The organism is Paenibacillus plantarum (genome assembly GCF_013141695.1).
GTDB lineage: Bacteria > Bacillota > Bacilli > Paenibacillales > NBRC-103111 > Paenibacillus_E > Paenibacillus_E plantarum.
The window spans coordinates 86,643-111,649 of sequence record NZ_WHNY01000027.1 but is presented as its reverse complement, the minus strand read 5'-3'; the positions used below and the strand labels follow the sequence as shown (position 1 = coordinate 111,649).

Below are 25,007 nucleotides of genomic sequence, written 5' to 3'. Positions count from 1 at the left end.
CTGATCAAACGCTGAATAGATGGAAAACCTGTAGTTACTTTCACCCATTTTACCCAATCTGATCAAAAGAGGCCGTTTTACCTACATGTTTTACAGTTAAATCGAATTTCCGAGAGAATCTCGCATAAATAGCTGTATTTTTTCCAGTTATCCCCCCCGCTCTCATCAGCGAAAAGAAAAAAGGCGCCCCCGCCATCCACATACATGGCCTTGGGGACACCTCTTCGATAACACAGCTATGATTTCTTACGGTATATTCGCTCATGTGGCACAAAATCATCATAGTCCACACCTTCAGGTACGTGGAGAATATACTCTTTCTTCCCGAGACCCAAGTAACCTTGCGGGGTTAAGCTGCTGTAAAACAAACTGTGCACCTGCTGCTGCAGTTTCGGATCGAAGTAGATCATCACATTCCGGCAAAGTATCACATGGAACTCATTAAAAGAGCCGTCTGTCACCAGGTTGTGCTGGGCAAACATCATGTTTTCTTTCAGCTGCGGTTTAAAATAGGCATACTGATGATCCGCCGAGTAATACTCCGAGAACGCTTTGGTGCCGCCAGATTCCAAATAATTCGTCGTATACAGCTGCATCTGCTTCAGCGGGAAAGCGCCTCTTTGCGCCGACACAATGGCTTGCTCATTCATGTCAGTGGCATAGATTCGCGTCTTCTCTGCTAAGCCCTCTTCTTGCATGAGAATCGCCATTGCATAGGCTTCTTCGCCTGTAGCGCAACCTGCGTGCCAGATACGAATCTCCGGATAATCCCGTAGCTCCGGCACGACTTGGGTGCGAAAAGCATTGAAGAAGCTCGGATCACGGAACATCTCCGTCACGCGAATCGACATGTCGCTTAGCAGTTTATCTACGAATTGCGGCTCATGCAGTACTTTTTCCAGAAGCGCTGTTATCGTTCGCAGCTTTTCCATTTTCATTCGATTCAGAATACGTCTGCGTAAAGAGGAGCGCACATAATGTCGGAAGTCGAATCCGTACATTTGATATAAGCCCTCTAGGAGCAGATTAATCTCAATATTTTCCCGCTCATCGTCAGGCGGCTCTTGGAGCTCGTTCCATCCATCCTGAGGTTCAATTGTCAATGCTGCTTCACCTGCTTCGTAAGCCACACTCGCATCAGCGAGAAAAGTTGTTCCATCTGCAGCGGCTTCGTAATGTAGTCCGATGCTCCCGCTTCGAGACACTTCTCTTTCTCGCTCTTCATCGCCTTCGCTGTCAATGCAATGATCGGTAAATGGCGCAACTCCAGACCTTCCCGTATCTCCTTCATGGCGTCGTAACCACCCATAACTGGCATCATGATGTCCATTAATACCAAATCGTAATCTGGCTTCACCGTTAAAAGATCGATTGCTTCCTTGCCATTCTCGGCGACAACGACCGTTATTCCCTTTACTTCCAATGCGCTGACGAGCGCGAATACGTTACGGGCGTCATCATCAACAAGCAGCACTGTCTTTCCTTCGAACAGCTGCGCATCCGTGTGGATAGGCTCGTCTAGGGATAGCCCTTCTTCGCTAAAGAAGCTCTTCGAATAAGAAGATCCTCCCCTATACGAATTCTCTTGCTCACTCGAAGCGGCGATCTGATCTTGTGCGTAAGAACTACCAGGGTGACTCAGGGCTTCCTTGCCATCGGGAATATAGAGGGTGAACGTTGAGCCAACCTGCAGCTCACTCTTCACAACGATCGTCCCTCCAAGCAATCGCGTAAACTCGCGGCAAATGGATAATCCTAGTCCAGTCCCGCCATACTGACGATTGGTTGTACCATCCACTTGTTGGAACGCCTCGAAAATAATATGCTGCTTATCGATGGGAATCCCAATACCCGTATCCTTAATCGAGATCGCAAGAATCGTCCCCTCAGGATCTCGGTTGAAAAGTTCTTTAATCCGTGCCGATTCTGCAAGCGCTATTCGCATGGAAACGGAACCCGTTTCGGTAAATTTAAATGCATTCGACAGCAGGTTCTTCAGAATTTGCTGCAGTCGTTGACCATCGGTCACGATGACGGACGGCACATCGGGCTCAAGAATAACTTGGAAATCAAGCTCTTTCTTAGCGGCTACCGGTGCGAACATAAGCTCCATAGACTGCGGTAACTCCGTCACATTAACTTCGTCCTGCATAATCTCAATTTTCCCAGCTTCGACCTTGGATAAATCCAGAATATCATCAATGAGCGACAGCAAATCATGACCCGCTGCATTCACCACACGCGAATACTCCACAACTTCGGACATTTGCATGTCTCCGTTGCTCTCTGCTAGCATTTGCGAAAGAATCATGATGCTATTCAGCGGTGTTCGTAATTCATGGGACATATTAGCCAAGAAGTCGGACTTGTACTGTGAACTTGTCTTTAATTGCAAGGAATACTCTTCGAGTTCGTCTTTGGCCTTCTCGAGCTCCGTCGCTTTCTGCTCGGCAAACTGGTTCTGCTCCTCTAGAAACTCATTCGTCATCCGCAGCTGCTCTTGTTGCATCTGCAGCTCTTCCGACTGCGTCTGAAGCTCCTCTGATTGAGCTTGCAGCTCCTCCGTCAGCATTTGCGACTCGGAGAGGAGACGCTCCACTTCCATACGGCTGCGCACACTCGTAATCGCGGTCCCGAATTTCTCTTGCAGAGAATCAATCAACGTCAGATGCTTCGACTCAAATTGATGTAGGGAAGCTAATTCAATAACAGCCTCTGTTCTTCCATCCACAAGAATTGGTGCGACTAATAAGCTGCGCGGCGTTGAAATTCCGAGACCTGACGTTATTTTCACATGATTATCCGGCAGGTTATCCATGAGGAAGATTCGCTTGTCGACCGCGCACTGTCCAACCAAGCCTTCACCTGATAGAAAGCTTGTACTCGCATGATTTTGTCCATAAGCGGCGTATCCTGCAATTTTGACATAAGAAAGCTGCCCCCCCTCATACTGTTTCAGGTAGACAACGCCATAACTGGCCTCTAACAGGGGAGCAAGCTTCTGAATAAAAGCCTCACTCAGCACAGTTATATCACGTATACCTTGATACAGGGTGGACACCTCGGTAATACTGGATTGAATCCAGCTCGTTTTCTCCAAACTCGCCAATAGCTCGTTCGTGGCTTCGGCCAGCTCACGGATCTCATCATTCGTCCTCACTTCAATCCGTGAGGCCAGATTGCCCTCCATGACCGTGATATCACGTATTTTCCGTGTAACTTGTTTGATCGTGTTTGTTATCGAATTCGATAGAATCAAAGCCACAACTATAGCAATAATCGAAATAAGGCCTAAAATAGTAAAAAGAACAACTTTAAGATTATAGTTGCTTTTGGAGATTTGCTCGACTCTTGTGGAAGTAAGCACTTTCTCTGTGACGAGGAAGGTATCCAATTGCGTCCGCAGCTGATCCATCGTTTTTTTGCCTGTATTCTGCTTAAAGAATTCATTGATAGCAGCCGTATTGTTATCTTTTTTCATACGAATAACGTACTCTCCGCTAGTTTTCAACCAACTCTTAATGGTCTCTTCGATCGCATCCAGGCTTTGCACTTGGGAGGGGTTATCACTGATAAGTTGATGAATATGATCATACGTCACCTGCCAGTTGCGACTGCCTTCATAATAAGAGTCAAGATACTGTTCATTTCCTGTAATCACATAGCCACGCATGCCTGTTTCCATATCAAGTATGTTTTTCAGTAAACTATGCACCTGATCGTGTACGTCCATATCATGCGAAGAAACATAGCTAACTTCTTTCTGCAGATCGGTCACGCGACTACTTACGACCAAGAGTGCTAGACCAAGGCAAATAAGAATGAATACATAACCAAGCATAATCTTGGGCTTAATTTTAAGAAGGGAAGTAAACATAGGAAAGTGCCTCCTGGTACAGTTGGTAGAAAATGTAATAAAATAACATTATACTAACCTACTATACCACATTTTCGTCCCCTAGCAGGTAGCTAACCTTTATACATTCGATGTTAAGGCTGTTTTTAATTTCATCATCGCCCTCTTCTGAATGCGAGATACACTCATCTGAGAGATGCCTAGCTGATCTGCAATATGTCGCTGGGACTGCCCCTCTTGGTAGATCATCCCAATGACGATACGTTCATCTTCTTTCAAACAATCCATAGCTTCAGCAAGGTCCATACGATGCTCTATGGCTTGATAATCATCAGAGGTACCTGCAATCATATCCCCAATCGTGGCCCCATCCCCCTCACTTGTGAGCGGGGTATCGAGGGATGTGTAGTGATAATAATCGCGGCCGGCTAAGATTTCCATGGTTTCTTCAGAACTCAGCTCTAGATATGCTGCTATTTCCTCCACATTCGGCGAGCGCTCCAGCTTAGCCGTCAGTTCGTCCAACGCACGCCCCATCTGCGCTCCCTTTTCCTTAATACGTCTCGGAACTTGTATGTACCAGGATTTGTCACGCAAATAATTTTTGAGATGACCGATGAGGCTTTTCATCGCATAGCCTTCAAATGGCACTTCCATCGCATGGTCATACTGCGTAAACAACCTGAGCATCGACATCTGACCAACTTGAAAGAGGTCTTCATAGAGGTCAGGGCGACTTCGCGACATTTTGGCTACTGCCATTCGAACGATCGGTTCATAGTGTAAGAGCAATGCGGTAGCTGCCTCTTGACAACCGGTTTCCTTATAAATCTTCTTCTTTTCGTAGATATCATATAAAGAGTCGGAGGAAGAGACAGTTCCCTTCGCATTCATACAATCTCCTCTTTTCTATACACCTGCTTGGTCAGAATGACCTTCGTTCCTTGGCCTCCGCGAGCAAACACCTGCACATCGTCCATTAAAGCCTGCATTAGAAAGAGACCAAGTCCCCCGACCGAAGCTTCTTGAATCGATTTGTGGTGCAGCGTTAATTCTTCGGGAGCTGTTTGAACATAATGAAAGCTATCGCCTTCATCCTTCACCGTTATTTTCATATAGCCCTCACTAGGCTCAAATTGAATCTCTACGATGCCTGGCTCCCCCTCTGCATAAGCATGAAGAATGGCATTGTTGCAAGCTTCCGCGACAGCAACTTTCATATCTTCAATATCTTCAAAGGAGAAACCGGCTTTGGTTGCTACGCCGTATAACGTGAGTCGAACAATATCCAAATATTCCGCTTGTGCAGGTATGGACAGGCCAATGTATGGGCTCATATGATTTCTTCTTTCCTTTCAGTTACACGTTGATTTTCTCTTAAGCTGCCATTGTTATGCAAGTAACTGGAAACGCCAGTGATATCGAATAATCGTCTTACTTTAGCTGGAATATGGTCGATCTGGAACGCTGCGTGCATAGCAGCCCTTACTTTAATCGCGGAGACGATGAGCCCGATTCCCGTGCTGTCTATATATTTTAACTCCTTTAAATCGAGGACGAGTGCCTCATCTTCTTTTCTAACCACTGAGTCCAGCACATTCGCTAGCGAAGACGCTGCAGAGAGATCAAGCTCCCCACTGAGATATATCCTATTTTCTTTCCCATCCGACTGTTTATAAAACATAAATTTACGTATAGCGTTCACGTGATGACCCCTCCTATTTCATCGTACCGGCTTGCGGTGATGACTTCTTCACTTTGATTTTATCCCAAATCTCGAGCGTCATGGTCGCTCCTTGCAGAATAGCCTTCAACTTCCCATTCAGCGGAGATGTTTTCCCAGAAGTTTCAGTTGGCTTGACAGAAGCAATCAGGGCTGAAGCGGATTGTTTAACGGAAGAAGATAGCTCATGAAGTACTTGACCAACATCCTGCACCGTTCCAAAAAGATGATTAAGTGTGGAAAGTTTCATTCGCATATCGATCGCAACCTCATTCGTATTGAGAATGACATCCTTCACATCAGAACTGATCTCCGTCACTTCATTTTTCATCTGTCCCATTGTTGAGGTTATCTCATCAAGGGAATGCTTCAAGGATTTCAAGGTTTGGATCAAATAAAAAACCAGAAACACAAACGCAACTGCTACAACACATACACTTATTTGAAGCAACATGGGAATCCCTCCTATTGTGCCTTGTTATTACGTAGTTACCCAAGTTAGAAATAATTGAAACACACGAAGCACAAATAAGTTCATCTTAATTTAACTGTTTCACTCCGCCCTCGTAAGGGTACTTATTTCTTGTAGACACAAATAAATCAATTAAGTGGAGGAATGATCATGGTGAATACGACTACGATAACGAAGGCTAGCCCGCTAACAGACATGCTCGATAAACAGGTCGCCAACTTCTCAGTACTCTATATGAAGCTGCATAATTATCACTGGTATGTGAAAGGTGAGAATTTCTTCACCCTACATATCAAATTCGAGGAATTGTACACGGAAACCACACTCCATTTGGACACGATAGCAGAGAGAATGCTTTCTCTACGTGCGATCCCGACTGCCACTCTGAAAGAACATCTGCAAATGGCTTCAATTAAAGAAGCTAAGAAGACGGAAAGTGATGCTAATCTCATGGTGGAACAGCTCGTTGATGATTTCACTATGTTAGGCTCCGAATTGACCGAGGGGATCCAGCTGGCCGAAGACCAAAAGGATCAGCCTACAGCCGATATGCTCATTACCATCCGCTCCTCCTTGGAGAAACACAGTTGGATGCTGGCCGCCTATCTCGGCAAATAGGATTGGAAAGAAAAACCACGGTTTGGCGGTTACTCCGTCATTCCGTGGTTTTTGCTGTGAACATATTTAACTAAAGTAACCTCAGTGCCACCCGTTGTGTCGACCAAGACTTCATCCATTAACGCTTCCATCAGATAAATACCCAGACCACCGGTGGTAAGCTCACTCGGCATCGTCCCCGTGAAAGGACCCGTTTGCCGACTTTCGCTAGCCGCCTCATAACCAGTACCATTATCCTTCACTTTCACCCGGAGTGCATCATCACTAAGTTCATAGCTAATGTCGATGTGACCGCTGCCGTCTTCAGGATTCGCATGTAAAATGGCATTATTACAAGCTTCAGATACAGCTACCTTCATATCTTCAATGTCTTCATACGAGAAGCCCAGTTTCGTTGCTACACCATACAAGCTAAGTCTTACGATCTCCAAATGCTCCGCTGCTGCTGGAATATGTAAGCGAATGACCTTCATACGCAGCCTTCGATCCCTTCATTCAGAAATCCAGTAATCCCCGTCAAATCAAACAACTTCCTTATCCCTGGCGGAATATCATGAACGGCGAACGGCGCTTTGATTTCATCGCGAATTTTCAAGGTAGATACCACAATGCCAATCCCCGTACTATCGATATAGCCTAAATGCTTCAAATTGAGAATTAATGCCTTATCTTCACGATGAATGACGGCCTCAAGTGCCTGGCGAAAGGCCTGTGCTGCTGCCAAATCAAGCTCCCCACGCATCATGAGCTGTATTGACTTCTCCGATTCTTCAAGATCAATTTGAAATCTTTCTGAGGACATAAGCCACACTCCCTAGTCATTATTGTCTAAATCGTACCAAGACCACTGCTAGTATTCAAGTTTCATTGAATTGTGCAAGCTAGGAGGCAGTGATCATGACTAAGCACATGTCATCCTGCGAAGGGCCGCTCATCGTTGTAGGAGTAAGCCTTTCGACTAGTCCTTCTGGATCGTGCCCCATCATATCCAGGAGGCTGCCCTTGATTTGAGCCATACCATCATGCTCCTCATCTGCAATCCATTCCGTCAACCCATCCGTATATAAGACAATCCGAGCTTGTTTCTCGTAGGTCGCGTACCCTTTGGTAATCTCAATTCCTTCAAAAAAGCCAATTGCACAGCACCCTTCAGAGAGCAGCTGCACTTCGCCATCGAGCACAGCAACGCCTGTTGGATGGCCTGCATTCACATATTCAATGGTACGCTGCTCGGTATCAAGGACCAGATAGATCGCGGTAAAGTAATAATTAATAAGACTATCCGTGACATGGAGCTGATTCATTCGCCGATTAAGCTCCTGCATCACCAGCTCAGGGTCGCCTTTCCCCATGATCGTATCCTTCAATGCCGAGTAAATGTACATACATACTAAGGATGAAGAGATACCGTGCCCCATCATATCGAGCAAAATAATGCCATACCGATTTGGCCCAATCGGGTACCATGCATAAAAGTCTCCCGCCAGCTCCGACGACGGCTTATACACAGCTGAAATCTCGATGTGCTCATTCTTCAGCGGATGACTAAGTACACTAAGCTGGACTTGTTTCGCCAAATCAAGCTCATACTTAATCCGCTTATCTCGCTCTTTATGCCAATCCTTCTCCTGTTTCAAGCGAAGAGTTGAACGAATCCGCGCCAGAAGCTCCACCTTGTTAATCGGTTTCATCACATAATCGAGCGCTCCTGCATCCAATGCCTCCGCCAACTTATTGGAATCTCCCATCGCCGTTACGAAAATGATCGGAATATCCCTTAACCGCTCATCGGCTTGTACCGTTCGACAGGCTTCTACCCCATCGATTTCCGGCATCATCATATCCATAAGGATCAGATCAACCGTTACTTCCTCCTGATCGGGCGTATCCATACCAAGCAAGTGATAGAGCTCTCTTGCCGATGATAGCGTAATTAAATCCGTGTAGCCGGCTTTCTCCAAAATTTTTTCAATAATTAATAAATTCGTCTTATTATCATCCACAATGGCAATACTCATCGCACTAACCCCTTTCGGGTAAATAGGAACAGAGTCCCATAGGTATAATCTATCATATACTCTATAACCCTATCGCAAACAATTCAATCAGGTAATGAAGAATTTTGTCTATATTAGCCAAATATCCCCACTAATCAAGATATAAATAAACATTGCAGGGTAACATTTGTACCTTCACCTGTTTCAATCTCCTTCTAAACGGGTACATCCCAGTATGGACGTGTAACAACACCAACCCCAAACTAAAGGAGAGATGACGTATGAGTGAAGCTGTCGAGACGAACAAAGGTGGATTATTGTTAGGTCTAGTGATTGGTGGTGCTGTCGGCGCGATCACCTCATTGTTAATTGCCCCTAAAGCGGGGTCGAAGCTGCGCAAAGACCTCTGGAGCACCTATCAAATTTGGCAGGATAAAACGAAAGAGATCGCCTCTACTGTATGCGAAAACTCAAAAAACCTTGCGGAAACCGTTAGCCAAAAAACAGAGGACATTGTCGATACAGCCAAAGAAAAAACAGAGAACCTTGTCGATACAGCTAAAGAAAGTCAGCATCGTGTCACAGACTCGATCCAGGCAGCGAAAACAACCTTTCAAAATAATTAACACGAGTTGTACAGGGGTCATCCCCAATAAAGGAGTGCTTTCCGATGGACAAACATACCTTGCATCAACAATTAACTGACCTTGGACTTGAACGTATGGAATACGTCGAAAAGTCCGTGTACCGCATTGATATCTATAACGATGCCACCTCAGCGGCCTATCCGCTGACGTTAACCACGATAACCTCAGAGCTTGGGAATACATCCGTGCATTTCCATGAGGCTGATTTTGCAGACAACCAATTCGTTCCCCTTCAAGTTCGCCGAGCCGCGCTGGATAAATTAATTGAACTTGAGCAGATCTGTAACGGATCGACCGGTAAATCCATTGAAGAAGCCAACAATGGCTCTATGGCTCAGGATATGGATGAGATGAAGAAACTCGGGAACGAAATGAAGCATATGAAAACCAATAGCGAGCTCATTGAGAACGATATGGTTCCTGATCCGATGCAGAAATAGGTTGGAGAGGTGGAGAGACTGCACGCTTGTCTGATTAGGAGCTCCATTCGATTAAAAAGAGGGTATCCCGCCACATACGTGGCTTTGGGATACCCTCTTCCCTATGTTCCAGCCTTATGCCTTCGGATGCACCATATCCGCTGGCTTCACGTAGCTGTCGAATTGCTCCGCCGTCAAGTAGCCACTGCGTACCGCTGACTCCTTCAGCGTCAGCCCTTCCTTATGCGCTTGCTTTGCAATGCTGGCTGCCTTCTCATACCCGATATACGGGTTGAGCGCCGTGACCAGCATAAGCGATTGCTCGAGATTGCGCTGAATCACCGCGCGATTCGGTTCCATGCCCGCGAGGCAATGGTCATTGAACGAGCGCATGCTGTCGGCCAGCAGTCGCACAGACTGCAGGAAGTTGTGTATGATCACGGGCTTGAACACGTTCAGCTCGAAATTGCCTTGGCTAGCGGCGAAGCCGATGGCCGCATCGTTGCCCATCACCTGGCACACGACCATCGTCATCGCTTCACTCTGCGTGGGGTTGACCTTGCCCGGCATAATCGAGCTGCCGGGCTCATTCTCCGGAATCGTGATTTCACCGATTCCGCAGCGGGGGCCGCTCGATAGCCAGCGAACATCGTTGGCTATCTTCATTAAGTTCGCCGCGAGCGCCTTCAGCGCGCCGTGGGCGTAAACGATCTGATCATGGCTGGTCAGCGCATGATACTTGTTCTCCGCCGAGACGAAGCGCGTGCCCGTCTCGCGAGTCAGGGCTTCGGCGACGCGGGCGCCGAATTCGGGATGCGCGTTCAGCCCCGTGCCGACGGCAGTGCCGCCGATCGCGAGCTCGCGCATCGTATCCACGGCGCTGCGCACCATGCGCGCCGCCATATCCAGCATCGCCCACCACCCGCTGATCTCCTGACCCAGCGTCAGCGGGGTCGCGTCCTGCAGGTGGGTGCGGCCGATCTTGACGATGTCGGCGAAGGCCGACATCTTGGTGTGCAGCGTCGCCTGCATCAGCTCCAGCGCAGGCAACAGCTCTTGCTCTACCGCGATGACACCGGCAACGTGCATCGCGGTCGGGAACGTATCGTTCGAGCTTTGCGAACGATTCACATCATCATTGGGATGGATGCGCGAAGCGCCATCCCCGAGCAGTTCGCTGCCGCGGTGGGCGATCACCTCGTTGACGTTCATGTTCGACTGCGTCCCGCTGCCCGTCTGCCAGACGACAAGCGGGAACTCGTCGTCCCAGCGGCCTTGTACGATTTCATCTGCCGCTTGCGAAATCGCCTCCGCTTTCTCCGGCGGCAAACCGCCGAGGTCGCGGTTAACGTGAGCTGCTGCTTTTTTGAGCAGCGCGAAGGCACTTATCAAGCGTGGCAGCATTCGCTCCGTACCGATTTTAAAATTTTCGAAGCTGCGCTGCGTCTGTGCCCCCCACAACTTATCCACAGGCACTCTGATTTCCCCCATGGTATCACGTTCTATACGATAGTCTTGCGTCATAATTTCCCTCCTTGGTCCTGTCAATACTACTTCTATTTACTTAGTACCGTACCCACTACTACCCACACTTAGATACATATAAACACACCTCGCATAGTTTCCCCAAATGTTGGAACCTTATGAGTCACCGCTGGTTATCCCGCTAGCAAGAAAGCTATAATAGGTAGACTACTCATTCAAACAAAGGAGATCACTTCTATGGAAACGAAGTTAGCGATCATCGTTCGCTCGACTGAAATTGATGTAAACGGACATGTAAATAATGCGAAATATTTGGAATACCTCGAATGGGGACGTGAAGAGTGGTATGAGACGTGTGAGCTATCTTACGAGACTTTCGGTGCCCTCGGTATTCAGACGGTGACTGTTAATATCAACATTAATTACCGAAAAGAGTGCAAGCAAGGGGAGCACCTGACCGTGAGTTGTCGCCCCGAAAAAATTGGCAACACCAGCTATGTGCTGCACCAAGAGATTCGCAATGAGCAAGGTCAACTGTGTGCAGATGCCCTTGTGACCAGCGTGACGATGGACAGCACAACGCGCAAAAGTCGGGAAGCCCCGGCGTCATTAAGGAAGTATTTTGCTTAATCGGCCTGCCTCAGCAAGGACGCGTTAGCGGGCAACTCCCAAGTGGCGACGCATCCGGAATACATACAGTCAGCTTCCGCATGAAATAACAGGACTCTGGAAAATGATGTTCCAGAAATCGCAGCGTTGCTTTCGATAGCAGCTGGTCGTCACGGTATTGCACAATGATTCGCTGCACAAAATCATAGAAGGCTTTCACGGTTCCGAGCACTCCCTTAGCGAACTGCGCCTCGGCTGGAAAACCTGGCGGCATGCATCACACGGCGGAGCCACTGGCCATATTTGCATAGGCAATCACATACCACCTGTGGATAACTTTTGGCCGATCGGTGTCGCAAGTCCGTCCATGCTCGTCATATTTTTCTTCTGCCAATAGGCGTGCAACCCTTCATCCCCTTGCTTCGCCGCCCAGTTTTGCAGCGTATTCCGCTCACCCTCATAGGTGTAAAAAGGGACGCTGAATCCGCAGGATGACTTCACCTCGTGAATGTCAACGACCATGATTTGCCGCGCCCCTGGCAGCAATTCGAACTTCGGCGCTAACCGATCCCATTCGTCAGATCCAGACAGTACCACACGGCCTTTGCCATACAGCCTGATAATCTGAGGCGGACCTTCGATAGCCATGAACATGATGGTGATCCGGCCATTTTCCACTAGATGTGCGCTGGTTTCATTCCCACTTCCTGTTAAATCCAGATAAGCCACTTGATTGACCGATAGAATTCGCAGCACATCGTGCCCTTTCGGCGAAATATTGACATGCCCATCCGCTGATAATGGTGCTGAACCAACGAAGAAGATATGTTGCTTGGCGATAAATGTCTCATGCTCCGGTAACAGTGCCTCAAACGATTTCCCCATACCGCACTCACCTCTTTCCATTTTCTTCTATTATGCGCCCCTCGACTCTATTTGTGAAATATATTAATTATTCCTATTCTATAGGTTTTACCTATAGACAACCATGTCCATGATTGATTATACCCTCTCATATAACTTTTACATATTTCTGGAATTCTCAGGTTAAAGTAAGGAGAACTGATGATGAAGGAGGGAAAACGCGTGAGACAACATCCATCGATTGAAGCAGCAGAGTCCTATTTTAAACAACTGTTCTCCGAGCAAAGCGACTTTCAATCGAAACAGCTGCTCATTGGAGGAAACGTGTTCAAACTGTTTTATTTCGAGACGTTGGTCGACTCCTCTCTCGTTCAAGACTTCATTCTACAGCCTCTGCTTCTCCGTCCTCAGGATTCGATCCGCGAGGTAGTGTCGATTCTTGACTATGCTGAATCTGAGAGTTTGGAAGAATCGGTTCAGGCCATTTTGTACGGTAAGGTCGTACTCTATCAAAGCGGAGACAGCAAGCTTTACCTGCTCGGGGTGGATTTAAAGAAGGAGCGCTCCATCAATATCCCGACTAACGAACGGGTTTTACGCGGTGCGAACGAGGCGTTCATTGAAAATTTAGATACCAATATCAATCTGATGCGCAAGCTTATTAATTCTACGGAATTCGTCGTCAAAACCTATACGATTGGTCGGCTCTCTCGGACGAAGGTTGCTGTCATGTACATCAAGTCAATTGCGCAAACAGCGATCATAGAGGAACTAGACAGAAGGCTTACAAGCATTGACATTGACTATGTCGAGGCGCCAGGATTTATTGATGAGCTCGTCCTGGAAAAGAAATTCAGCCTATTTCCAAAACTGCTCATCACGGAACGTCCAGACCGTGCACGTGCCTATTTAATGGAAGGGAAAATCGTCATTGGAACAGCAGGATCACCAGATACAATCATCCTACCGGTAACGTTCTGGTCTTTCTTCCAAAGTCCTGATGATTACCAAGTTAGTTGGCTGATAGGCACTTTTTATCGGCTTTTACGCATTAGCTGCCTTTTTGTTACGATTGGCCTACCTGCCGTTTATGTGGCGGTCAGTGCCTTTAATCCACAACTGCTGCCAATCAATTTCGTCAACACGCTACAGAGCTCACTGAAATTCGCCACGTTCCCACCGGTTCTCGAGGCGCTCTCGATGATGTTCATGCTTGAAATTTTAAGAGAAGCGACCATTCGGCTAGCGAGTCCCGTCGGTCAAACGATCGGCGTAGTAGGTGGTATTGTAATCGGAACAGTGGTTGTGCAGGCCAATTTGGTTTCCAATACAATCGTTATCGTAACGGCTTTAACGGGACTCGCCTCCTTTGTTCTGCCTTCTTACGAGATGAGCAGTGCGGTTCGCCTGTTAAGCTATCCTGCGCTCCTGCTTTCCTCCATGTTCGGCTTATTTGGCCTCGCCTTCTTCTTCATGATGATTTGTATCCATCTGTGCCAAATGACAACACTAGGACTCCCTTACTATACGCCACCCTTCTCCTTTCGTGATACGAAGGATACGCTGTTTCGGGCACCGATTTGGAGCTTGCGTAAGCGTCCTCTAGGTACGGTTGCGAGCAATCGAATAAGGACACGAAATCCAAGGAGTTGGAAGCGTTGAGAAAGGAAGAGACGATCTCGGGAAGACAACTGATCTCGCTAGTTGTTATGGTTCAACTCGGAACCGAAGTCTTATCCCTGCCTCATGTAGGAGCTGGAGTTACAGGCAAAGATACGTGGCTGGCGGTTTTGCTTGCCGGAGTTGCCGCGCAAGTAGGCATCGTGTTGCTTTGGTGGCTTGGCAGCCGATACCCTACGCGTAACTTTTATGCTTATCTCCCCCTTATTGTGGGTAAACCGATTGGAGCAAGCATCAACTTCATATTCGGATGCTATTACACCCTTTCCGGACTCTTGTTGACCATACTTTATAGTGACATTTTAAAAAGGTGGCTGTTTCAACTCACGCCTAGGTGGGTTCTCATTCTTATGCTTCTCCTTGTGTGCGGTTATGCCGCTACGTCAACGTTGAGACAGCTTGCGAATGTATCGCAAACCTTTATGGTTTTCGCTTACATCAGCTTTTTGCTAATCGTATTAAGTGGAATCTACGGTCTAGAAGTGAGAAACTTGCTGCCGGTTTTGCAAGGCGGCTGGTATCCGATTATGAAGGGTGTCTACACCGCATTTAGCGCTTATGTAGGTTATGATCTGCTCCTTTATGCCTATCCGTACGTACAGACCCAAAGCAAGAAAAAACTGATGCTTTGGATGTCAGTGGCGAATGTCTCCACGGGTGTGTTTTATATTGCCGTTTGCCTGATCTGCACGATGAAGTTCAACTTAAAGCAGCTTACACTTATTCCAGAACCCATCATTTTTATATTAAAAAACTATCAAATCCAGATCTTGCAGAGCATTGACATCTTGTTCCTCATCTTTTATGTATGCATTGTATCGGCAACGGTCTATGTGTATTTCTTCATGGCCGCTAAAGCATTCGTACATTTACGCAGTCAAGGCTTGGGGAAGCAGCATGTATGGGTTTGGACGATAATAGGCATTTGTCTCCTTGGAGGTTTCTTCATGACGAAGCGTAACGATATTCTGCAGTTTGGTGCAATTCAGGATATCGTGTCCATCACATTGATCGTAGGTCTACCAGTCGTTCTGCTCATCATTTCCGGGCTGCGTGGCGCGGGGAGGAAAGAGATATGAAGAGAGTGATGGCTTCACTTCTCATCTGCCTGTTGCTGACAGGATGCTGGGATCAGTTACAGCTGAAGAAGTTGCTTTTTGTCGATGTGATCGGCGTAGACTACGAGGGTGACAGCAAGCAACTCAAGGTCAGCTATGTGATTTCCTCGCTTCAGAATGCTAATCAGGGGGGAGGCAACCCGAACAATATATTCTTGGAGTCCACAGGCGATAACATCTATGACGCCGTGAGTAAAACAAATAAAGAATTTCCTGGCGTCCTCTCAGTACTGGAAACTAGGCTATTTCTCATAAGCACCCGATTCGCCAAAGATCAGCCGCTAAACTATCTGAATATTACGAGCCAATTTATAGCCAATCCGTTATACGGCTATCTTGCGATATATGACGGCGATCTTTCGAAGCTGCTGGATAAGAAGAAAATTAAAGACCAGACCTTATCGGAATTTCTCGTAGGCTTATTAGAAGAGGATAAGGAGAAGGGCAAAATCCCTTCACACAAATTAGTCCATTTTATACTTGATGGAGCAAGGTTCAATAATGACTTCGCACTTAATCGGTTCGAGCCTTATGAGAACGGGGTTCGTCTAGCTGGCACCGCGTTGTTTCGAGAAGGGAAGTATACCGGCGTCAATCTGAATGATGAGGATACCCAGTTTGCCATTCTGCTGGATGGCACATCGGGCAAAAACCAGCTGATCGTAGGTAAATTGGAAGGAAAGAATTACTCAGCTCTGGTGCAAAGCGCCCATCGAGATTTCCATATTAACGAAAAGGACAAACGTCTTCATGACATTGAAATCTCCTTAAACCTGGATCTTAAATTAATCGAAGCAGGACATGAGTCTAAAAAACATACGAAAGACATACTCGCAGAGCTCGAAAAGCAAATCGCAGCTGATATAACGACAAAGGTGTCTAACGTGATTGCAACCTTGCAGAAAACGAATTGCGATTACCTACAGCTTGGACATGAGGTTTCAGCCTATCAACCCAAGTTGTTTATAGGCATGGAGTGGTGGCGTGAGCAGTATCCCAAGATCCCGATTACACCAAAAGTGAAGGTCAAGATTCTTAACACGGGGATTTTGGACTAACACCTGCAAAAAACTTTCGTTATATTTGCATATTTTTCCTCCAAGCGAAGCATACTTAGTTGGTTGAATCTTAGCTCATGCTTAAGACGCCAGTTTCCTGGCGAAAACGTGAAGGAGGTGATCGTACCATGTCAACGACGAACAGTAATGATGACGTAGTCAGTCACGCGATTAATGCTGCACAAGCGAGTGCTGAAGACAGCCAATCCCAGCAACAGGTTGAGGAATTGTCAGCTGCGCTGCAAAGTGCAACATCCGATGCTAGTGATGAGGAAAACACCTCACAGGAATAATTCGCTACAGTTACACCAAAGAGCTTTCCCTCACGTCAATCGTGATGAAGGGAGAGCTCTTTTTCTATATACTGTGAAATCGTTTCGAATCATTAACCAAACGCCCAGCTAGCGAATATGGTGTAGCAAAAACGTAGGGATGATGAAACGTGAGAGACATGGACCAAGACTTGGACTTGGAACACCAACCGGTAAGTATACAAACCTTTAAAGTGCTAAAGAGCAAATTAGATCTGATGTACCCTGCTGTTATTCACATGAAGAACCCTTTGGTTCAACATCAAATCAATACAACGATTGTAGGTGCCGTCAACAAGCAGCTGCATGATCAGGGATTTCCGCAAAACCCCTCGACTGATGTGACGGCTTATTATGAAATCAAAACCAATGAGCGCCGCGTGCTAAGCCTATCTCTGATGAACTATGCTTTTTCAGGCGGAGCCCATGGACTCACGATCCAGAATTCGTTAACTTTCAGCACGGAAACTGGCAAAAGCTACACGCTCAAGGAATTATTCAAACCTGGCAGTGATTACGTTGCTAAGCTGAGTGCCATCATTGCAGCTGAGATCAAGCTGCGTGATATTCCTTTGTTAGTTGATTTTACAAGCATTCGCCCTGATCAGGATTTCTATATCGCTGATAAATCGCTAGTTGTATATTTTCAAGTCTATGAGCTAGCCGCTTATGTCTATGGATTCCTCTACTTCCCGATTTCCGTCTATGCGCTGCAGGATATGATTGCAGAGGATGGCCCTCTCGGAAAAATGATGTATTAGAACAGACTAGACGCAGACGATAATTTGCCGACTGAAATTGCCTTTGTTCACCGTGCAGCGCGAGTCGATGTGAAAACCAGCTTTGATCAAAAGCGAGTCGATCTGCTCGGTTGTAATAATAACCGCGCGCCGCGCTAACCGGCGGGCGGTTTGCAGCATGTCCAGCTTCTCTGCCTCAGGCAGGACAGAGCAGAGATTGTACGGCATGTCCAGAATCAGCGCATCGTAGATGGGCTCTGGACTGCCTGGCAGGGCTGTAGGATGCGTCGGAACGAGCGTCCGCATGTCCGCGACCTGGACCACATCCGGCATGCCGAAGTGGTCTAGATTCACCCGCGCGCCGCGCACGGCCAGCGGGTTGATGTCGTAGCCCACGATGTCGATCCCCATCGACATCGCCTCCACCAGCACCGTGCCGATGCCGCAGCACGGGTCAATGACCCGCGTGCCCGCCACCTCGGGCACGGCGATGTTCACCACCGCCCGCGCGAGGCGCGTCCCTAGGGCGGTGGAGTAGTTCTGTGGCTTCTGCTGATGCTGAAGCCACACGGCTTCGCCGTAGCTGCCCTCGCCGAACAACCATCGGCCTCCCAGCTCCGTCACGGCGAAATATTGCTCCGGCCTGCGCATCTCGGCCTTGCCGCGCAGCCCCAGCCCCAGTTCGCGCTCTACGTTGCGCTGGCGGTCATAGCTGACCGCCGTGTCCGTCTCCGCGAACACGACCTTGAACGTTGCGCCGCGCACGGTCAACGTCTCTAACTGCGAGGCCAACTCCGGCAGGCTGTCGGCCTCATAGGCAACATCCATCCGCAGCTTCAGAAATGGGCTGCGACTCGGCTCCACCCTGCGCACGCTGACGGCGTAGCGCGCTTCAATAACTGCGTCTGCGCCCAGCAAGGTGCGCAGCTCGAGCTGACACAACGCCTGTTCATCTTCATGACAGGCAAATACATACACATATTTCCCGCTCTGCTCTATGCTCTTATATTTCTGTTGCACTAGACTCTTTTGCTCTGCACTCATATGTTTCATACGCATCTGCTCCAAACCCTCACTCTTTCCTGCACACTAAGCAAATTCCTGAATAACCTGCTTTACGAACGTATCCATCGTTTTACACAAAAACATATCCTTCCGATACACAATCCCCACTTCCTTCTGAGGAATGGGATCAATGATCGGGATTGCGCACAGCTTCTGCTCACGCATCTGATTACCCATGCCCTCCACATAGGATTGAGGTAGAATCGCTCCGCATACATGATTTTTCGCCATTTGCAGCAAAGATTCCAGCGTAGACAGCTCTACAATCGGCTTCCAAGCAAGTCCAATTTGCGCACAGCAATCATCCATCATTTGCCGAACATAGAACTTCTGTTGCAGCATCGCAATCGGAATTTCGGTCAACTCCGCCAATCTGATCTCCCTCACCTGATCTTGGGCAAATGCATGCTGAGCCGACACCACAAGTTGAAGCTTCTCTTGGTACAACGGCACACACCGCAGCTGCTCGTCCTCCTCAGGCAAAAAAACAACACCCACATCCAGCTCATTGCTCAGCAGCTTTTCTTTCGTTTCCTCCGTTGCCAGCTCCATCACCGATAGCTCGATTTTGGGATATTTGGCATGAAACGTCATGATCGTCGCTGTCAACAAATGATTCCCTGAACAGCCGATCCGCAACCGTCCCCGCTGCATGCCTTGGAGCTCATTCATCGCCATCTGCGCTTGCTCCAGCTCATGAAAAATATTCCGGCTATGCTTGCGCAAAATCTCGCCCGCTTCGGTCACATAAATCTTTTTGCCGATGCGCTGAAAAAGTGGAGAGCCCACCCGATCCTCCAGCAATCGGATCTGTTGACTAAGTGTAGGCTGGCTGATGCCCAGCTTCTCTGCGGCTTTGGTGAAGTGAAGTTCCTCACACACCGCCAAAAAATACACCAATAATCGATAATCCACCTGACGCCCCCCGATCATAGCTATTAACTATGATATTAATTGATAAATCGCAATTGATCAATGATTGTGAATTTTCTATAGTTAAGGGTAAAAGATTGTGAGAACCCTCAATGGGAAAGGTGGCACAACATATGTACGGTAGCATTCGCATCGAACAAAATCTAAAGGGCAAACCCCTGCCTAATTTAGACGAAAATCTAGGGTTTGGAAAACTTTTTACAAATCATATGTTTATGATGGATTACCAAGAAGGCCAAGGCTGGCATGATCCGCGCATCATTCCCTACGGTCCGATCTCACATGATCCCGCGGCAATGGTATTCCACTATGGGCAAGCGGTTTTCGAAGGTATGAAGGCGTTTCGCACCGAGAACGATGACGTTGTTTTATTTCGGCCAGATCAAAATGCTAAGCGATTGAACCGCTCTAGTGAACGCCTGAGCATCCCGCAAATCGATGAAGAATTCGTTGTCCGTGCCATTCAGGAGCTAGTTCGTATTGATGCTGCTTGGGTGCCGAAGAAGAACGGCTCTTCCTTATACATTCGCCCTTTCGTTATTGCAACGGAAGCGATTCTAGGCGTACGCCCATCTATGCAGTATTCCTTTATCATCATTATGTCGCCTGTTGATGCTTACTATGATGAGGGGCTGCAACCGATTAACATCCTGGTAGAAAGCTATTATGCTCGATCCGTGCAAGGCGGGACAGGCAATGCCAAAGTAGCTGGCAATTACGCAGCGAGCTTGAAGGCACAAATGCTGGCGAAAGAGCATAACTGCGCCCAAGTGCTATGGCTCGATGCGATCGAGAAGAAGTATTTAGAAGAAGTCGGCAGTATGAATGTCTTTTTCAAAATTAACGGAGAAGTCGTCACGCCTAGCCTTAGCGGCAGCATTCTGGAAGGCATCACGCGTGGAAGCATCATCCACTTGCTGAAGTCATGGGGTATCCCTGTATCTGAGCGGAAAATATCAATCGATGACATCGTCAGCGCTCATGCAGATGGGACGCTGGAAGAGGCGTTCGGCACCGGCACTGCAGCGGTTGTATCGCCAATTGGCAGCCTGCTGTGGAACGGAACGCCGATGGTCGTGAACCATGGAGAGATCGGCGAGCTTGTGGAACGACTGTATACAACGATCACGGGTATTCAAAGTGGTAAGCTGCCGGACACGTTCGGTTGGTTGTTAAAGGTTTAAAAATCTATTGTCGCGCAGTAACTGCGCAGCAAATAACCGACGAATGTTCTATTCGTCGGTTATTTGACTACTCATGCTATTTAATGACTCCCCTAGCTACCCAAACACCTCAACTGCTTCATTTACAGTTGCTCCACCAGACGAATAGCTGGAAATAGTACAGTTAAATCCGCGCTATTCCACGACTTTTGTAAAATAGTTGGAAATTATGTAGGTAATTCTGCTCGTTTTCAGCGAAAGTGGCGGATTCGGGGAAAATAACTACGTATTTTCCATCTAATCGTGATTTTCACCCGTTCGCAGTGAAATTAGCTGTAGATTTTCCAGTTAAACGAAGCGATCAACCATTTCCCACCCCGTTACTTCTCCACATGCACGTCATCGACCTTCGTTTTCCCCTGCTCCTCCACCACGTGACCATCAATATCGATAATATCTTTGCTGCTCACGACATCATCGCCAAGGAAATCTCTCAGCTTGCTCTTCGCTTTCCGCCTGACATCGTCATCAATGCTCTTCGACACGGCCGCCAGGGCGAAGCCTAGCGCACTTAGATCATCCACATAGCCCACAATCGGCAGCAAATCTGGTATGAGATCGAGCGGCAAGATGAGATATCCCAACGCACCGTAGATTTGAACCTTCGCGCGGAGCGGCGTTTTCGGACTATCCAATGCGTAAAAAAGCAACAATCCACTATAAATCACTTTACTGCCTGCCTTCTTAGCACCTTTTTTCAACTTGGACCAGAAGCCATCAATAGAGAAGTATTTTTCATATTTGGAAGGATTCATTTCGCGATCACTCCATTCATCGGCATTTACCCTGTATATACCACCATTCTACACCTATCTAACGCAGGAAGTCTCGGTTTGTGTTCATCTGATATTGTTATGCCTCTAATTGATTATAGTTAATCGCATCTGGCAACAATGGTGAGAAACCTCTACCCTAGTCCCAGCAAGGCTGTGAGCGTATTAGATGAGGTATTATCGCCAAATAGAAAGATGATTGCGGGAACCAAAAACTCATACTTCTATTTAGGTACAAATTGGAGGCGTATGGTTGTGGCAGAAATTAAAGTTCTTGATAATGGTCCTTTGCTTGTAAGTGGCGTTACGTTAATGGATGGCGAAGGAGATCCGATGGAAACGAAAGAACAGATTTACCTGTGTCGTTGCGGACTCTCTTCGAACAAACCTTATTGCAACGGTGCTCACAAAGGGCATTTTGAAAGTCAGGTTCGCGACTAACCTTCATAGCATGTGCACGACCTTTTTCACTGCAAAGGGCTGTTCTCAAGTTGATACTTGAAGAACAGCCCTTTTGTTTATTTAGCGTATAGACGATCGCCCGATCGAACCATTTTCTCGCTCAGTAGTTATCGTCTGTTTTGCTCGCAGCACATTCTGATCGGTGTATGCTTGCAAGTCGAATGGCACTCTGACGGAAGCAGTTAAAATCATATACCAAACGAGATAACCTTCGTCCGTTTTTGCAATTTCCGCCGTATATTCCCTCGCAACTGCTTCATTACCCTTAACAACGATATGCGTGATAGACGTATCTCCTATTTCTCCGAATAAAAGGAAGTCACCCTTAGGCTCCTCCAAACGAATTGGCATCATCATATAGGATAGTGCGGATTCCGATGATGCGTCCATCTTATCTCCGCCAAAGGAGTACCCACCGCCAGAAGCCCACTTCCACCCCAGCCAAACCTTCTTTGCAATTTCCACTTTCAAATCTGACCCATTATTATCTTGCAGCCGTTTGCTAAATTGTAGAACGCCTCGGTGAATAGGCACTCGAAGAATGATCTTATATTTATCCTCAATGAAAGATCCTCGAAATTGTCGTATGGCCTCCTGGGATGTTCGTTCGAGTGGAAAACGCAGCGTCTCTGTTTGCCCCGTCGCTTTGGACAGCCGCCAATCCGCTATACCTCCCGGTTTCTCTATCGCATAGATCGCGGAATAGGCTAGGATTAGCACGACAACGAGCATTCCTGTCACCAAAGCGTATCTGGGCATTCGCCGAACTAGATTTAGCATGTTCTATCTACCTCCGTTCGATGTTCGATGATAATCGGCGGCATAAGCGGAACACACCACTCACTCATTTTACCATCAACTGGAAGTTACTGTTACAATTTTATCCTCATCACACATCCAAACCGCCTCAACTAACTTTTACCCAAGTCCACCCAAAGAAAGCCCTATACAACGTATAGCATATCCTGTATGGTGTTGAAATCGACATCTTACAGCATGAAACGAGGCGATCTTATGATTTCAGCCCTACGTAAACTTACTTCCATTCGGCTGCCGTTCTGGGTCATGTTTATGAATACGTTCAGTATGGCCGTCGGATTTTATATGATGATCCCCCTGCTTGCTTCTTATTTATTAAATGACATCCTGCTGACCGTCTCCATGGTTGGTATCATTTCCGCTATCCGCAGCTTCAGCCAGCAAGGTCTTTCCGTCCTTTGCGGTACATTGGCCGACAAACTTGGCTATAAGCGCACGATTCTGATCGGTTTACTCATCCGTACCTTTGGGTTTGGTATGTTCGGCTTTGTTGACAGCATCCCAGGATTCATCATCGCTTGTTTCTTCTCTGGCTTAGGCGGATCACTGTTCAACCCAGCTAGTTATGCGTATTATGCAGCACTATCGACTTCGAGCAATCGGATCACGATTTATGCCATTCGAGAAATGTTAAGCAATATGGGATTCGTCGTGGGTCCCGTTGTGGGTGCCTTACTCATGGGCTTTCATTTCAAATACGTTAGTTTGGCTGCTACGCTAATTTTCGCTTTTTCCTTTTTCTTTAGTCTCTTCTTTTTGCCAGCTATCCAAAGTGAACAATCTCACAAGGCCTATACAGGCATCTGGTCTCAAATGCAAACCGTATGGCGTAATCGCCCCTTCCGACGCTTCATGCTCTTCACGATGATCTCGTGGTCCTTGGTCACTCAGTTATACATTGCCGTTCCGTTTCGTGTCCATCAACTTGCATCGAGTGCGAATATCGGGCTCATTTATAGCTGTGGCGCCATTGTCATGGTCTTGCTGCAAGTTCCACTGTCCAAATTAGGCAACCGTAAATTACAGCCTTTTGGCGTGATGTCATTAGGCACGGTGCTGCTAGCTGGGGGCTTATTTACAATGGGGATGATCGGATCCATGTGGGGGATCTATGCGGGGGTTATCACCTTCATGATTGGACAGGTTTTTCTACAGCCCATGATGAATACTATGGTTTCAGACTATGCTGGGGATGAGCAAATTGCCAGTTATTTCGGTTTTAACAGCTTTGCGCTTTCCATCGGAGCTATTATCGGAAACGTAGGCGGTGGCTATTTGTACGATCTAGGAAATGTGCTTGGCTGGCAGGGCCTTCCATGGGTATGTTTCTTGGTATTTGGGCTTATGAATATTCGGTTTATGCTCAAAGAGCAAAGAACGACGGGCTCACGAAGCTCAGTTCGCAGAGCCGTCTGAAGCGTCCGTCGTTACACTTGTACTGCCAGTTAGTCGTTCTCGCGTATCTGTCTCCTGACCTCCGAGACGCTTCAGGAACGTTGCCCGCCAACTCACTGACAGCTTATCGACTTCAAGCAGCTTACGAATACCTGCAAGATGATCTTTCTCCTGATGCATAATCCGATTGGCGTAGGCCAAAGTGACCGCTTGGGGATGTGCGAAGATCCGCTTCAATCCATCGGATTTGGCTACGAACCCTTCACGCAGCACGCGAAAATAGAAGCCGGTATACCCGGTTTCCTGCACTTTCAGCGGCATATCAGGCCTGTCGTACTTGACCGATAATTTGAAGCAAGGTTGCCGAGGTTGGCTCACTTCAACGATCGCTTCCCCCAGCTCAAAGATATCTCCGATGCACACCTCTGTCTCCACGATTCCACGGATCGTTAGATTTTCTCCAAATGCGCCATAGGTCAGCGCTTGGCCCAACTCTTGCTCCCAATACGCATAATGTTCAAAAGGATATACACACACGGCCTTTTCTCGGCCACCGTGATGAACGAGATCCGCCTGTCCATCCCCCTTGAAATTCTCCCATGATAAAAATAAAGCTCCCTCCGTTGGCTGCTTATGAATCCCTGTGGAAACTTCTTTGTTTTTATACGGAACTAGCTGTGGCTTACCGATATTAATCGACAGGATTTCGATGGGTTTCATATGAGGTCATCTCCAGGAAT

At 47.4% G+C, this 25,007-nt stretch carries 29 protein-coding genes; 12 read left to right on the top strand and 17 right to left on the bottom strand.

Features of this window, described 5'->3' with window-relative positions; genetic code table 11:
* Window positions 1-236: 236 nt before the first annotated feature.
* The 6 genes from GC096_RS09250 to GC096_RS09225 form a co-directional block, all read right to left on the bottom strand.
* Window positions 237-1,103 (bottom strand): CheR family methyltransferase, encoded by an 867-nt coding sequence (locus GC096_RS09250; protein ID WP_246302656.1) that lies wholly within the window; start codon window positions 1,101-1,103, stop codon window positions 237-239.
* Entirely contained in the window at window positions 1,100-3,877 is a 2,778-nt protein-coding gene (locus GC096_RS09245) for a CHASE3 domain-containing protein (RefSeq protein ID WP_171629952.1), read from the bottom strand. Before GC096_RS09245 ends, GC096_RS09250 begins: the two co-directional genes overlap by 4 nt.
* Before the next feature lie 99 nt (window positions 3,878-3,976).
* Complete coding sequence (locus GC096_RS09240; protein WP_171629951.1) at window positions 3,977-4,750, bottom strand: sigma-70 family RNA polymerase sigma factor; 774 nt, start codon at window positions 4,748-4,750, stop codon at window positions 3,977-3,979.
* Window positions 4,747-5,193, bottom strand: coding sequence for an anti-sigma B factor RsbW (gene rsbW, locus GC096_RS09235; protein ID WP_171629950.1), 447 nt, complete (start codon window positions 5,191-5,193; stop codon window positions 4,747-4,749). Before rsbW (GC096_RS09235) ends, GC096_RS09240 begins: the two co-directional genes overlap by 4 nt.
* A complete protein-coding gene (locus GC096_RS09230) occupies window positions 5,190-5,561 on the bottom strand; it encodes an STAS domain-containing protein (protein ID WP_312886230.1) in 372 nt (123 codons plus the stop codon). The genes rsbW (GC096_RS09235) and GC096_RS09230 overlap by 4 nt, the downstream gene beginning before the upstream one ends.
* Window positions 5,562-5,574: 13 nt before the next feature.
* Entirely contained in the window at window positions 5,575-6,033 is a 459-nt protein-coding gene (locus GC096_RS09225) for a DUF948 domain-containing protein (protein WP_171629949.1), read from the bottom strand.
* Window positions 6,034-6,201: 168 nt separating this feature from the next.
* Here GC096_RS09225 and GC096_RS09220 point away from each other — a divergent pair, with 168 nt between their 5' ends.
* Complete coding sequence (locus tag GC096_RS09220; protein WP_171629948.1) at window positions 6,202-6,669, top strand: Dps family protein; 468 nt, start codon at window positions 6,202-6,204, stop codon at window positions 6,667-6,669.
* A 29-nt stretch (window positions 6,670-6,698) separates the two neighbouring features.
* Here the strand turns inward: GC096_RS09220 and rsbW (GC096_RS09215) are convergent, their stop codons facing one another.
* The 3 genes from rsbW (GC096_RS09215) to GC096_RS09205 all read right to left on the bottom strand — a co-directional run bounded on the left by rsbW (GC096_RS09215) (window position 6,699) and on the right by GC096_RS09205 (window position 8,687).
* Complete coding sequence (gene rsbW / locus GC096_RS09215) at window positions 6,699-7,142, bottom strand: anti-sigma B factor RsbW (protein WP_171629947.1); 444 nt, start codon at window positions 7,140-7,142, stop codon at window positions 6,699-6,701.
* Complete coding sequence (locus GC096_RS09210; protein ID WP_171629946.1) at window positions 7,139-7,471, bottom strand: STAS domain-containing protein; 333 nt, start codon at window positions 7,469-7,471, stop codon at window positions 7,139-7,141. Before GC096_RS09210 ends, rsbW (GC096_RS09215) begins: the two co-directional genes overlap by 4 nt.
* Window positions 7,472-7,550: 79 nt before the next feature.
* Window positions 7,551-8,687 (bottom strand): SpoIIE family protein phosphatase, encoded by a 1,137-nt coding sequence (locus GC096_RS09205; RefSeq protein ID WP_171629945.1) that lies wholly within the window; start codon window positions 8,685-8,687, stop codon window positions 7,551-7,553.
* Window positions 8,688-8,947: 260 nt separating this feature from the next.
* Here GC096_RS09205 and GC096_RS09200 point away from each other — a divergent pair, with 260 nt between their 5' ends.
* Both GC096_RS09200 and GC096_RS09195 read left to right on the top strand, forming a co-directional pair.
* Window positions 8,948-9,292: a YtxH domain-containing protein gene (locus tag GC096_RS09200; protein WP_171629944.1), complete on the top strand. Its 345-nt coding sequence runs from the start codon at window positions 8,948-8,950 to the stop codon at window positions 9,290-9,292.
* A 44-nt stretch (window positions 9,293-9,336) separates the two neighbouring features.
* Window positions 9,337-9,753: a hypothetical protein gene (locus tag GC096_RS09195; RefSeq protein ID WP_171629943.1), complete on the top strand. Its 417-nt coding sequence runs from the start codon at window positions 9,337-9,339 to the stop codon at window positions 9,751-9,753.
* A 114-nt stretch (window positions 9,754-9,867) separates the two neighbouring features.
* Here the strand turns inward: GC096_RS09195 and fumC are convergent, their stop codons facing one another.
* The gene (gene fumC / locus GC096_RS09190) at window positions 9,868-11,256 is read right to left on the bottom strand and encodes a class II fumarate hydratase (RefSeq protein ID WP_171629942.1); all 1,389 of its coding nucleotides are present in this window, start codon (window positions 11,254-11,256) and stop codon (window positions 9,868-9,870) included.
* 198 nt (window positions 11,257-11,454) lie between these two features.
* Here fumC and GC096_RS09185 point away from each other — a divergent pair, with 198 nt between their 5' ends.
* Complete coding sequence (locus tag GC096_RS09185) at window positions 11,455-11,847, top strand: acyl-CoA thioesterase (RefSeq protein ID WP_171629941.1); 393 nt, start codon at window positions 11,455-11,457, stop codon at window positions 11,845-11,847.
* A gap of 10 nt (window positions 11,848-11,857) precedes the next feature.
* Here GC096_RS09185 and GC096_RS09180 read toward each other — a convergent pair whose 3' ends face one another.
* On the bottom strand, window positions 11,858-12,100 hold the full coding sequence (locus GC096_RS09180; protein ID WP_171629940.1) for a DUF2935 domain-containing protein: 243 nt from the start codon (window positions 12,098-12,100) through the stop codon (window positions 11,858-11,860).
* Window positions 12,101-12,141: 41 nt separating this feature from the next.
* Complete coding sequence (locus GC096_RS09175) at window positions 12,142-12,711, bottom strand: pyridoxamine 5'-phosphate oxidase family protein (RefSeq protein ID WP_171629939.1); 570 nt, start codon at window positions 12,709-12,711, stop codon at window positions 12,142-12,144.
* Window positions 12,712-12,912: 201 nt separating this feature from the next.
* Between GC096_RS09175 and GC096_RS09170 the strand changes: the two genes are divergently transcribed.
* From GC096_RS09170 to GC096_RS09150, 5 genes are all read left to right on the top strand, one after another.
* Window positions 12,913-14,352, top strand: coding sequence for a spore germination protein (locus GC096_RS09170; RefSeq protein WP_312886228.1), 1,440 nt, complete (start codon window positions 12,913-12,915; stop codon window positions 14,350-14,352).
* On the top strand, window positions 14,349-15,449 hold the full coding sequence (locus GC096_RS09165; RefSeq protein WP_171629938.1) for a GerAB/ArcD/ProY family transporter: 1,101 nt from the start codon (window positions 14,349-14,351) through the stop codon (window positions 15,447-15,449). Before GC096_RS09170 ends, GC096_RS09165 begins: the two co-directional genes overlap by 4 nt.
* Window positions 15,446-16,546, top strand: a complete 1,101-nt coding sequence (locus GC096_RS09160) for a Ger(x)C family spore germination protein (RefSeq protein ID WP_171629937.1) — start codon at window positions 15,446-15,448, stop codon at window positions 16,544-16,546. The genes GC096_RS09165 and GC096_RS09160 overlap by 4 nt, the downstream gene beginning before the upstream one ends.
* Window positions 16,547-16,674: 128 nt before the next feature.
* Entirely contained in the window at window positions 16,675-16,839 is a 165-nt protein-coding gene (locus GC096_RS09155) for a hypothetical protein (protein WP_171629936.1), read from the top strand.
* A 158-nt stretch (window positions 16,840-16,997) separates the two neighbouring features.
* Complete coding sequence (locus tag GC096_RS09150; protein ID WP_171629970.1) at window positions 16,998-17,618, top strand: DUF3298 and DUF4163 domain-containing protein; 621 nt, start codon at window positions 16,998-17,000, stop codon at window positions 17,616-17,618.
* Between the two features lie 6 nt (window positions 17,619-17,624).
* Here the strand turns inward: GC096_RS09150 and GC096_RS09145 are convergent, their stop codons facing one another.
* Entirely contained in the window at window positions 17,625-18,650 is a 1,026-nt protein-coding gene (locus GC096_RS09145) for a TRM11 family SAM-dependent methyltransferase (RefSeq protein WP_312886227.1), read from the bottom strand.
* A 36-nt stretch (window positions 18,651-18,686) separates the two neighbouring features.
* Complete coding sequence (locus GC096_RS09140; protein WP_171629935.1) at window positions 18,687-19,577, bottom strand: LysR family transcriptional regulator; 891 nt, start codon at window positions 19,575-19,577, stop codon at window positions 18,687-18,689.
* Between the two features lie 131 nt (window positions 19,578-19,708).
* On the opposite strand from GC096_RS09140, the gene GC096_RS09135 reads away from it, so the two are divergent.
* Window positions 19,709-20,779, top strand: coding sequence for a branched-chain amino acid aminotransferase (locus GC096_RS09135; RefSeq protein WP_171629934.1), 1,071 nt, complete (start codon window positions 19,709-19,711; stop codon window positions 20,777-20,779).
* Window positions 20,780-21,138: 359 nt separating this feature from the next.
* Here the strand turns inward: GC096_RS09135 and GC096_RS09130 are convergent, their stop codons facing one another.
* Window positions 21,139-21,573: a YkvA family protein gene (locus GC096_RS09130; protein ID WP_171629933.1), complete on the bottom strand. Its 435-nt coding sequence runs from the start codon at window positions 21,571-21,573 to the stop codon at window positions 21,139-21,141.
* A 267-nt stretch (window positions 21,574-21,840) separates the two neighbouring features.
* On the opposite strand from GC096_RS09130, the gene GC096_RS09125 reads away from it, so the two are divergent.
* Entirely contained in the window at window positions 21,841-22,032 is a 192-nt protein-coding gene (locus tag GC096_RS09125; protein ID WP_171629932.1) for a CDGSH iron-sulfur domain-containing protein, read from the top strand.
* Between the two features lie 81 nt (window positions 22,033-22,113).
* On the opposite strand, the gene GC096_RS09120 is transcribed toward GC096_RS09125, so the two are convergent.
* The gene (locus tag GC096_RS09120; RefSeq protein ID WP_171629931.1) at window positions 22,114-22,833 is read right to left on the bottom strand and encodes a hypothetical protein; all 720 of its coding nucleotides are present in this window, start codon (window positions 22,831-22,833) and stop codon (window positions 22,114-22,116) included.
* 234 nt (window positions 22,834-23,067) lie between these two features.
* Between GC096_RS09120 and GC096_RS09115 the strand changes: the two genes are divergently transcribed.
* On the top strand, window positions 23,068-24,288 hold the full coding sequence (locus tag GC096_RS09115) for an MDR family MFS transporter (RefSeq protein ID WP_171629930.1): 1,221 nt from the start codon (window positions 23,068-23,070) through the stop codon (window positions 24,286-24,288).
* Here the strand turns inward: GC096_RS09115 and GC096_RS09110 are convergent.
* Complete coding sequence (locus tag GC096_RS09110; RefSeq protein ID WP_171629929.1) at window positions 24,268-24,987, bottom strand: MOSC domain-containing protein; 720 nt, start codon at window positions 24,985-24,987, stop codon at window positions 24,268-24,270. The genes GC096_RS09115 and GC096_RS09110 overlap by 21 nt on opposite strands.
* Between the last annotated feature and the right edge of the window lie 20 nt (window positions 24,988-25,007).

Bases quoted from the DNA above. Each gene is read 5' to 3' on its own strand.
- GC096_RS09150 (WP_171629970.1), top strand. From the start codon at position 16,998: ATGGACCAAGACTTGGACTTGGAACACCAACCGGTAAGTATACAAACC.
- GC096_RS09245 (WP_171629952.1), bottom strand. From the start codon at position 3,877: ATGTTTACTTCCCTTCTTAAAATTAAGCCCAAGATTATGCTTGGTTAT.
- GC096_RS09240 (WP_171629951.1), bottom strand. From the start codon at position 4,750: ATGAATGCGAAGGGAACTGTCTCTTCCTCCGACTCTTTATATGATATC.
- GC096_RS09185 (WP_171629941.1), top strand. From the start codon at position 11,455: ATGGAAACGAAGTTAGCGATCATCGTTCGCTCGACTGAAATTGATGTA.
- fumC (WP_171629942.1), bottom strand. From the start codon at position 11,256: ATGACGCAAGACTATCGTATAGAACGTGATACCATGGGGGAAATCAGA.
- rsbW (WP_171629950.1), bottom strand. From the start codon at position 5,193: ATGAGCCCATACATTGGCCTGTCCATACCTGCACAAGCGGAATATTTG.
- GC096_RS09130 (WP_171629933.1), bottom strand. From the start codon at position 21,573: ATGAATCCTTCCAAATATGAAAAATACTTCTCTATTGATGGCTTCTGG.
- GC096_RS09220 (WP_171629948.1), top strand. From the start codon at position 6,202: ATGGTGAATACGACTACGATAACGAAGGCTAGCCCGCTAACAGACATG.
- GC096_RS09125 (WP_171629932.1), top strand. From the start codon at position 21,841: ATGGTTGTGGCAGAAATTAAAGTTCTTGATAATGGTCCTTTGCTTGTA.
- GC096_RS09160 (WP_171629937.1), top strand. From the start codon at position 15,446: ATGAAGAGAGTGATGGCTTCACTTCTCATCTGCCTGTTGCTGACAGGA.
- GC096_RS09155 (WP_171629936.1), top strand. From the start codon at position 16,675: ATGTCAACGACGAACAGTAATGATGACGTAGTCAGTCACGCGATTAAT.
- GC096_RS09175 (WP_171629939.1), bottom strand. From the start codon at position 12,711: ATGGGGAAATCGTTTGAGGCACTGTTACCGGAGCATGAGACATTTATC.
- GC096_RS09145 (WP_312886227.1), bottom strand. From the start codon at position 18,650: ATGAAACATATGAGTGCAGAGCAAAAGAGTCTAGTGCAACAGAAATAT.
- GC096_RS09135 (WP_171629934.1), top strand. From the start codon at position 19,709: ATGTACGGTAGCATTCGCATCGAACAAAATCTAAAGGGCAAACCCCTG.
- GC096_RS09180 (WP_171629940.1), bottom strand. From the start codon at position 12,100: ATGCCGCCAGGTTTTCCAGCCGAGGCGCAGTTCGCTAAGGGAGTGCTC.
- rsbW (WP_171629947.1), bottom strand. From the start codon at position 7,142: ATGAAGGTCATTCGCTTACATATTCCAGCAGCAGCGGAGCATTTGGAG.
- GC096_RS09115 (WP_171629930.1), top strand. From the start codon at position 23,068: ATGATTTCAGCCCTACGTAAACTTACTTCCATTCGGCTGCCGTTCTGG.
- GC096_RS09225 (WP_171629949.1), bottom strand. From the start codon at position 6,033: ATGTTGCTTCAAATAAGTGTATGTGTTGTAGCAGTTGCGTTTGTGTTT.
- GC096_RS09110 (WP_171629929.1), bottom strand. From the start codon at position 24,987: ATGAAACCCATCGAAATCCTGTCGATTAATATCGGTAAGCCACAGCTA.
- GC096_RS09205 (WP_171629945.1), bottom strand. From the start codon at position 8,687: ATGAGTATTGCCATTGTGGATGATAATAAGACGAATTTATTAATTATT.
- GC096_RS09210 (WP_171629946.1), bottom strand. From the start codon at position 7,471: ATGTCCTCAGAAAGATTTCAAATTGATCTTGAAGAATCGGAGAAGTCA.
- GC096_RS09200 (WP_171629944.1), top strand. From the start codon at position 8,948: ATGAGTGAAGCTGTCGAGACGAACAAAGGTGGATTATTGTTAGGTCTA.
- GC096_RS09120 (WP_171629931.1), bottom strand. From the start codon at position 22,833: ATGCTAAATCTAGTTCGGCGAATGCCCAGATACGCTTTGGTGACAGGA.
- GC096_RS09195 (WP_171629943.1), top strand. From the start codon at position 9,337: ATGGACAAACATACCTTGCATCAACAATTAACTGACCTTGGACTTGAA.